Origin of the sequence: Klebsiella sp. MS 92-3 (genome assembly GCF_000195655.1) — a bacterium.
GTDB lineage: Bacteria > Pseudomonadota > Gammaproteobacteria > Enterobacterales > Enterobacteriaceae > Klebsiella > Klebsiella pneumoniae.
On the sequence record NZ_GL882823.1, the window covers coordinates 72,624 to 79,724 of the forward strand.

Annotated in this window: 6 protein-coding genes; all 6 read left to right on the forward strand. The window is 57.7% G+C overall.

The window, feature by feature from the left end; translation table 11 throughout:
- Nucleotides 1-274 precede the first annotated feature (274 nt).
- Nucleotides 275-1,441 carry a bifunctional tRNA (adenosine(37)-C2)-methyltransferase TrmG/ribosomal RNA large subunit methyltransferase RlmN gene (locus HMPREF9538_RS10480; protein WP_002913894.1) on the forward strand — a complete coding sequence of 389 codons (1,167 nt, stop codon included), beginning with the start codon at nt 275-277 and terminating at the stop codon, nt 1,439-1,441.
- A 276-nt stretch (nt 1,442-1,717) separates the two neighbouring features.
- Nucleotides 1,718-2,713 (forward strand): cytoskeleton protein RodZ, encoded by a 996-nt coding sequence (rodZ, locus tag HMPREF9538_RS10475; RefSeq protein WP_009485462.1) that lies wholly within the window; start codon nt 1,718-1,720, stop codon nt 2,711-2,713.
- 26 nt (nt 2,714-2,739) lie between these two features.
- On the forward strand, nt 2,740-3,861 hold the full coding sequence (ispG, locus tag HMPREF9538_RS10470) for a flavodoxin-dependent (E)-4-hydroxy-3-methylbut-2-enyl-diphosphate synthase (RefSeq protein ID WP_002913892.1): 1,122 nt from the start codon (nt 2,740-2,742) through the stop codon (nt 3,859-3,861).
- A 91-nt stretch (nt 3,862-3,952) separates the two neighbouring features.
- On the forward strand, nt 3,953-5,227 hold the full coding sequence (hisS, locus tag HMPREF9538_RS10465; RefSeq protein WP_004149335.1) for a histidine--tRNA ligase: 1,275 nt from the start codon (nt 3,953-3,955) through the stop codon (nt 5,225-5,227).
- A gap of 34 nt (nt 5,228-5,261) precedes the next feature.
- Entirely contained in the window at nt 5,262-5,882 is a 621-nt protein-coding gene (locus HMPREF9538_RS10460) for a YfgM family protein (RefSeq protein WP_002913890.1), read from the forward strand.
- A gap of 10 nt (nt 5,883-5,892) precedes the next feature.
- Complete coding sequence (gene bamB, locus HMPREF9538_RS10455; RefSeq protein WP_002913889.1) at nt 5,893-7,071, forward strand: outer membrane protein assembly factor BamB; 1,179 nt, start codon at nt 5,893-5,895, stop codon at nt 7,069-7,071.
- Nucleotides 7,072-7,101 lie beyond the last annotated feature (30 nt).

The window sequence follows — 7,101 nt, forward strand, 5'->3', positions numbered from 1 at the left end:
CCCCCCCCCCCCCCCCCCCCCGGAGGCCAGCCTACGGCTGGTCAAATTCGTTCCCGACGAATTTGTCACTTGCTTGCCGCCTTGCGACAATCGAAAAGCCTTAGAGGATTGAGCAGTCAGTTACAGATTTTTTTTCATTGCTTTGTGCAAACGTGGCAATGATGCGCCAGAATTTGTAGAATATAGCGCCCCTGGACGAGCAGTCGCTCTCCGGGGCGTTTCTTTTTCAACCCACCTGGGGCCATAACGTGTAATAACGAGGCCGGAAAATATTATGTCTGAACAAATTGTCACGCCTGATACCGCCGCTCTGACGGTGCCGAACAAAGATGCCAAAATCAACCTGCTGGATTTAAACCGTCAGCAGATGCGCGAGTTTTTCAAAAACATGGGCGAGAAGCCTTTCCGCGCCGATCAGGTGATGAAATGGATGTATCACTACTGCTGCGACGACTTTGATGAGATGACCGACATCAACAAAGTCCTGCGCAGTAAACTGAAAGAAGTGGCGGAGATCCGCGCCCCGGAAGTGGTTGAAGAGCAACGCTCAACCGACGGGACCATTAAATGGGCGATTGCCGTTGGCGATCAGCGCGTCGAGACCGTCTATATCCCGGAAGAAGACCGCGCCACCCTGTGCGTCTCCTCCCAGGTAGGCTGCGCGCTGGAGTGCAAATTCTGCTCCACCGCCCAGCAGGGCTTTAACCGCAACCTGCGGGTATCCGAAATTATCGGCCAGGTCTGGCGCGCGGCGAAGATCGTCGGCGCGGTGAAGACCACCGGCGTGCGTCCCATTACCAACGTAGTAATGATGGGCATGGGCGAGCCGCTGCTGAACCTCAACAACGTCGTTCCGGCGATGGAAATCATGCTCGACGATTTCGGCTTTGGCCTTTCCAAGCGTCGTGTGACCTTGTCTACCTCCGGCGTGGTGCCGGCGCTGGATAAACTCGGCGATATGATCGACGTTGCGCTGGCGATCTCCTTGCACGCGCCGAACGACACCATTCGCGACGAAATCGTCCCGATCAACAAAAAGTACAACATCGAGACGTTCCTCAACTCGGTGCGCGGCTATATTTCGAAGTCCAACGCCAACCAGGGCCGGGTGACCATCGAGTACGTGATGCTGGATCACGTCAACGACGGCACCGAGCACGCCCATGAGCTGGCGGCGCTGCTGAAAGATACGCCGTGCAAGATCAACCTGATCCCATGGAACCCGTTCCCGGGCGCGCCGTATGGCCGCAGCTCCAACAGCCGCATCGACCGTTTCTCCAAAGTCCTGATGGAGTACGGCTTTACGACCATCGTGCGTAAAACGCGTGGCGACGATATCGATGCCGCCTGCGGCCAGCTGGCGGGCGACGTCATTGACCGTACCAAGCGTACGCTGCGTAAGCGGATGCAGGGCGAAGCGATTGACGTAAAAGCGGTCTGACAAATGATGCCCCGTGCAGCGCAGGCGGCACGGGTCATATTTATGGCCGATAGCCAGGCGAAATACGCTGATTCGGTTAATAATTACGGTGCGTTTTTGTCGACTTTGAGGCAGTATGTAGCGGCACAACAACCGCTTAGCATTCAATTTTGATTCGTCTCTGTGATCGCGCGGCTGACAGTCCTATACTGTGAGGCTGACGTAGCACAGATGTCTCGCGGCGCCGGCTTTTTCCCGCGCTGAACTTTAAATTTCACGTACCAGTAGTTGTAGCGAATGAATACTGAAGCCACTCAAGATCATCAAGAAGCAAACACCACGGGCGCGCGTCTGCGTCACGCCCGCGAACAACTCGGACTTAGCCAGCAAGCGGTGGCCGAACGCTTATGCCTGAAGGTGTCCACGGTTCGTGATATTGAAGACGATAAGGCCCCCGCCGACCTCGCCTCCACCTTCCTGCGCGGGTACATCCGCTCCTACGCTCGCCTCGTACATATTCCAGAAGACGAGCTGCTGCCGATGATGGCCAAGCAGGCGCCCATCCGCGCGGCGAAAGTCGCGCCAATGCAGAGTTTCTCTTTAGGCAAGCGCCGCAAAAAGCGCGACGGCTGGCTGATGAGCTTCACCTGGCTGGTGCTGTTTGTGGTTATCGGTCTGAGCGGCGCCTGGTGGTGGCAAGACCATAAGGCGCAGCAGGAAGAGATTTCGACCATGGCCGATCAGTCTTCCGCTGAGCTGAACGGCGGCGACGCCAACAGCCAGAACGTGCCGCTGGATACCAGCGCCCCTGCAGCCCCGACCGCCGATAGCGCCGCGAACAGCGCGCCAACCGATACCGCCAGCGCACCGACCACCAGCGCGCCGGCCCAGACGCCAGCGGATAATAACGCTGTCGTGGCCCCTTCCCAGGCCAATGTCGATACCGCGGGGACGACGCCGGCAGCTCCGGCTACCACCCCAGCCTCGCCGTTGCCGACCGATCAGGCGAACGTCACGACTCCGGCGGCGTCGGCGCAGGATCTGGTGATGAACTTTTCCGCCGACTGCTGGCTGGAAGTGAGCGATGCCACCGGTAAAAAACTGTTCAGCGGCCTGCAGCGTAGAGGTGGTAACCTGAACCTGAGCGGTCAGGCGCCGTATAAGCTGAAAATTGGCGCCCCGGCCGCGGTACAGATCCAGTATCTGGGCAAGCCTGTCGATTTAAGTCGTTTTATCAGAACTAACCAGGTTGCGCGTCTGACCCTCAATGCCGAATCATCACCGGCGCAGTAACAGACGGGTAACGCGGGAGATTTTTCATGCATAACCAGGCTCCGATTCAACGTAGAAAATCTAAACGTATTTACGTTGGTAATGTGCCAATTGGCGATGGGGCTCCCATCGCCGTTCAGTCAATGACCAATACGCGCACCACCGATGTGGCGGCGACCGTAAATCAAATCAAAGCGTTAGAGCGCGTAGGCGCGGACATTGTCCGTGTCTCTGTTCCGACGATGGACGCTGCTGAGGCGTTCAAACTTATCAAACAGCAGGTTAACGTCCCGCTGGTCGCCGATATCCACTTTGACTACCGTATTGCGCTGAAAGTGGCGGAATATGGCGTCGACTGCCTGCGTATCAACCCGGGCAACATCGGCAACGAAGAGCGCATCCGCATGGTTGTAGATTGCGCTCGCGATAAAAACATCCCGATCCGCATCGGCGTCAACGCCGGCTCGCTGGAAAAAGATCTGCAGGAAAAATATGGCGAGCCGACGCCGCAGGCGCTGCTCGAATCCGCCATGCGTCATGTCGATCATCTCGATCGTCTGAACTTCGATCAGTTTAAAGTCAGCGTTAAAGCCTCCGATGTCTTCCTGGCGGTGGAATCCTATCGTCTGCTGGCGAAACAGATCGATCAGCCGCTGCATCTCGGGATCACCGAAGCGGGCGGCGCGCGCAGCGGCGCGGTAAAATCGGCGATCGGTCTGGGACTCCTGCTGTCCGAGGGGATCGGCGATACGCTGCGCGTCTCGCTGGCGGCGGATCCGGTGGAAGAGATCAAGGTCGGCTTCGATATCCTCAAATCTCTGCGTATTCGTTCCCGCGGCATTAACTTTATCGCCTGCCCGACCTGTTCACGCCAGGAGTTTGACGTTATCGGTACGGTGAATGCTCTGGAGCAGCGTCTGGAAGATATCATCACCCCGATGGATGTTTCGATCATCGGTTGCGTGGTGAACGGCCCGGGCGAAGCGCTGGTCTCCACCCTTGGCGTCACCGGCGGCAACAAGAAAAGCGGCCTGTATGAAGACGGCGTGCGTAAAGATCGCCTGGACAACAACGACATGATCGACCAGCTGGAAGCGCGGATCCGCGCCAAAGCCTCGATGCTCGATGAAGCCCGTCGGATTGACGTTCAACAGGTTGAAGCAAAATAACGTGTTGGGAAGCGATACGCTTCCCGTGTATGATTGAACCTGCGGGCGCGAGGCGCCGGGGTTCATTTTTGTATATATAAAGAGAATAAACGTGGCAAAGAACATTCAAGCCATCCGTGGCATGAACGATTATCTGCCGGGCGAAACCGCTCTCTGGCAGCGCATTGAAGGCTCACTGAAGCAGGTGCTCGGTAGCTACGGTTACAGCGAAATCCGTTTGCCGATTGTAGAGCAGACCCCGTTATTCAAACGCGCGATCGGCGAAGTGACCGACGTGGTTGAAAAAGAGATGTATACCTTCGAAGACCGCAATGGCGACAGCCTGACGCTGCGTCCGGAAGGGACGGCGGGCTGCGTACGTGCCGGCATCGAACATGGTCTGCTGTACAATCAAGAACAGCGTCTGTGGTACGTCGGGCCAATGTTCCGTCACGAGCGCCCGCAGAAAGGTCGCTACCGCCAGTTCCATCAGATCGGCGCCGAAGTGTTTGGCCTGCAGGGCCCGGACATCGACGCGGAGCTGATTATGCTGACCGCGCGCTGGTGGCGTGAGCTGGGCATCTCCGAGCACGTCAGCCTGGAGCTGAACTCCATCGGTTCGCTGGAAGCGCGCGCCAACTACCGCGACGCGCTGGTGGCATACCTGGAGCAGTTTACCGATAAACTGGATGAAGACAGTAAACGCCGGATGTATACCAACCCGCTGCGGGTGCTGGACTCCAAAAACCCGGACGTTCAGGCGCTGCTCAACGACGCGCCGGCGCTCGGCGATTATCTTGACGAAGAGTCGAAAGCCCACTTTGCCGGCCTGTGCGCGCTGCTTGACGATGCCGGGATCCGCTACACCGTCAACCAGCGCCTGGTGCGCGGCCTTGATTACTATAACCGCACCGTGTTCGAGTGGGTGACCACCAGCCTTGGTTCCCAGGGCACCGTCTGCGCCGGCGGTCGTTACGACGGCCTGGTTGAGCAGCTGGGCGGTCGCGCTACCCCGGGCGTGGGTTTTGCCATGGGTCTGGAACGTCTTGTTTTACTGGTCCAGGCAGTGAATCCGGAATTTAAAGCCGATCCTGTTGTCGATATATACCTGGTAGCCTCCGGGACCGATACTCAGTCTGCTGCAATGCGTCTGGCTGAGCAGGTTCGCGATGCGCTGCCCGGCGTGAAGCTGATGACCAACCACGGCGGCGGCAACTTTAAGAAGCAGTTCGCCCGCGCTGACAAGTGGGGGGCGCGCGTCGCGCTGGTGGTCGGTGAATCAGAGATTGCTGACGGAAACGTGGTAGTGAAGGATTTACGCTCAGGTGAGCAAACTACCGTAACGCAGGAGAGCGTTGCCGCGCATTTGCGCACACTTCTGGGTTAATCTCCCGGGAATTATTAGTCAGGAGAAGGACTGCGTGGAAACTTTTAACAACGAGAACGATCAGGTCGATGCGCTGAAGCGTTTCTTTGCCGAAAACGGCAAAGCGCTGGCGGTCGGGGTGATTTTAGGGATTGGCGCGCTGGTTGGCTGGCGCTACTGGACCTCCCATCAGCAGGATACCGCCAGAGACGCGTCGCTGGCTTACGAGAAGGCGACTTCCGCGCTGAAATCGAATACGCCAGAAGTGCTGTCAGGGGCAGAGAAATTCGCGGCTGACAATAAAAATACCTACGGCGCCTTCGCCTCTCTCGAGCTGGCACAGCATTTTGTTGAACAGAACGATCTGCCGAACGCTGAAAAGCAGCTGCAGCAGGGGCTGGCGGCCGCATCTGATGATAATCTGAAATCGGTTATCAGTATGCGTCTGGCCCGCGTTCAGCTGCAAATGAAACAGGCTGATGCGGCGCTGAAAACCCTCGACAGCATCAAAGGTGAGGGCTGGACCGCCATTGTGGCCGATTTGCGCGGCGAAATTCTGTTGAGCAAAGGCGATAAGCAAGGGGCCCGTGCGGCGTGGGAAGCTGGCGTGAAAAGCGATGCTTCTCCTGCGCTCAGCGAAATGATGCGTATGAAAATGAATAATTTGTCCATCTGAGAGGGACTCGATGCAATTGCGTAAATTACTGTTGCCAGGGCTGCTTTCCGTTACCTTGCTGAGCGGGTGTTCGCTGTTTAATAGCGAAGAAGATGTGGTGAAAATGTCACCGCTGCCGACGGTAGAAAACCAGTTTACGCCGTCCACGTCCTGGAGCACCTCGGTTGGCGATGGTATCGGCGAATTTTACTCTAACCTTCATCCGGCCTTTGCCGACGGCGTAGTGTATGCTGCTGACCGTAAAGGCACCGTCAAAGCGCTGAACGCCGACGACGGCAAAGAGGTGTGGTCGGTGAATCTGGCGGAGAAAGATGGCTGGTTCTCGCGCACGCCAGCGCTGCTTTCTGGCGGGGTGACCGTCTCTGGCGGCCATGTTTATATCGGCAGCGAGAAAGCGCAGCTGTATGCGCTGAATACCAGCGATGGTACCGTGGCCTGGCAAACCCGTGTCGCCGGCGAGGCGCTGTCGCGTCCGGTGGTGAGCGATGGCATGGTGCTGGTGCATACCAGTAACGGCCAGCTGCAGGCGCTAAACGAGACCGATGGGGCCGTGAAGTGGACCGTTAACCTCGATATGCCGGCGCTCTCCCTGCGCGGCGAGTCTGCGCCTGCGACCGCCTACGGCGCGGCGATCGTCGGCGGCGACAACGGCCGCGTCAGTGCAGTATTGATGCAGCAGGGGCAGATGATTTGGCAGCAGCGTATTTCTACGGCCACCGGCCCGACGGAAATTGACCGCCTGAACGACGTCGACACGACGCCGATCATCGTTAACGGTGTGGTTTATGCGCTGGCTTATAACGGTAACCTGACCGCGCTGGACCTGCGTAGCGGCCAGATTATGTGGAAACGCGAGCTGGGTTCGGTGAATGATTTCATCGTCGATGGTAACCGTATCTACCTGGTAGACCAGAACGATCGCCTGCTGGCACTGACCACCGACGGCGGTGTAACCCTGTGGACGCAAAGCGATCTGCTGCACCGTTTGCTGACCGCGCCGGTGTTGTATAATGGCAATCTGGTCGTCGGCGATAGCGAAGGCTACATGCACTGGGTTAATCCGGAAGATGGCCATTTTGTGGCGCAGCAGAAAGTGGACAGCTCCGGCTTCCTGACCGACCCGGTGGTTGCCGATGGTCGACTGCTGATCCAGGCGAAAGACGGTACGCTGTACGCGATTACGCGTTAATTACCGCTGTCGTGAGTGATTAAGAAACGG